Here is a 1,560-nt window from a genome sequence, read left to right as displayed (position 1 = left end):
GTAATGTCATTAACTTAAGAAAATTTATAAAATAAAACAGAAAAAGGTCTTGACAAATGTCAGAAAAAATGTGGCGAAGCCTCCTTGAATAAATACATTTTAGGAGGAATTGCTAATGAACTTTTACGCTGATTATGTCCGTAACAAACTCAACGCTGCCATTTCCAGCATGTCCAGTCAGATAGAAGATTACGTCAAAAATCCCGGGCATGATTTTACCAGAAATCGGAAGATGAACTTTACCTCGACAATAAACTTTCTACTTACTATGGAAGGTGGTTCACTTAATTCAGAATTACATAAATATTTTAATTATGATCTGAATCAAATAACCCGTTCTGGTTTCATAAAGCAAAGGAACAAATTGAAACCAGATACCATGGAACATTTATTTCACAAATTTCATGAGCAGATATTATGTAACAAAAAATACCAAGGCTATCAGTTACTTGCCTGTGATGGTTCTGACTTGAATATATTTCGTGATCCACTAAATCCACACACGTATTTTGCTGGTAAAGAAGGAACTTTTGGTTTTAATCAACTGCATCTTAATGCCTTGTATGACCTCCAAAGCAGGCGATATGTCGATGCTCTGATTCAGGAGCCTTATGAAGAAAATGAATCCTCTGCCATGATTGAAATGATTAAAAAGCTGACCGCAAATCAGAAGACTATCATTATGGCAGATCGTGGATACGAAACTTATAACATTTTTGCAAATATTCAGGAACGTGGTCTCTTTTATCTAATCCGGATTAAAGATACCTCGAAAAAAGGCAGCATTTCTGGAAGCCTTTCCTTGCCGGTATCCTGTGAATTTGACGAAGAAATCGAACTGATTATGACCCGTAAACAAAAGTTTTATAAAACGAAAGGTTATAAATATCTCTCAAATTCATCGCCATTTGACTTTCTTGATTCTGAGAATTTGTTTTATACACTTCATCTCAGACTCACACAGTTTCAGCTGGAAAATGGAGTTTATGAATGTATAGCCAGCAACCTGGATAAAGAAGAATTCCCACCTGAAAAGATCAAGGAACTTTATCATATGCGATGGGGAATCGAAACTTCTTTCCGTGAGCTGAAATATACGATTGGCCTGACAAATCTTCACTCTAAAAATGTGGAATATATCTGTCAGGAAATTTACGCAAAACTGATCCTGTATAATTTTTGTGAAATTATTTTAGCAAATATCATACTGGAAGAAAGAAACCGTAAGTACACATACCAATTAAACTACACAATGGCAATTCAAATATGCAGGCATTATCTGCGCCAGACATTTGTAACGATAGATGTTGAAGGTCTGATTAAGAAAGAACTATCGCCCCAAAGACCACACCGACAATATCAGCGTCGAGTAATAAAGAAACGATGGGTTAGTTTCGCATACCGTATAGGATAAAAAATTATTCAAATGAATATAGCTGGCAAAAAGCAGACTTTTGGTTTGTTTATTTGTTATGCGTAAATCTTGTGATTTTTCAAGAAAGCTAATCTGAACACTTATTACAATAATCGAAATTTTCTTAAGTTAATGACATTACCTGA

At 34.8% G+C, this 1,560-nt stretch carries 1 protein-coding gene; it reads left to right on the top strand.

Translation table 11 applies throughout. The features are described 5' to 3' along the window. The first annotated feature begins 115 nt into the window (after nt 1–115). Nucleotides 116–1,414 (top strand): IS4 family transposase, encoded by a 1,299-nt coding sequence (locus ACQRD1_RS14545; RefSeq protein WP_427787941.1) that lies wholly within the window; start codon nt 116–118, stop codon nt 1,412–1,414. The last annotated feature ends 146 nt before the right edge of the window (nt 1,415–1,560 follow it).

It is taken from the genome of Bariatricus sp. SGI.019 (assembly GCF_050315235.1).
In the GTDB taxonomy this organism is placed as follows: Bacteria; Bacillota; Clostridia; order Lachnospirales; family Lachnospiraceae; genus JAFBIX01.
This window is presented reverse-complemented; position numbering and strand designations above follow the sequence as displayed.

Excerpts from the sequence above, each read along its gene's own strand:
- ACQRD1_RS14545 (WP_427787941.1), top strand. The coding sequence starts at position 116 with ATGAACTTTTACGCTGATTATGTCCGTAACAAACTCAACGCTGCCATT.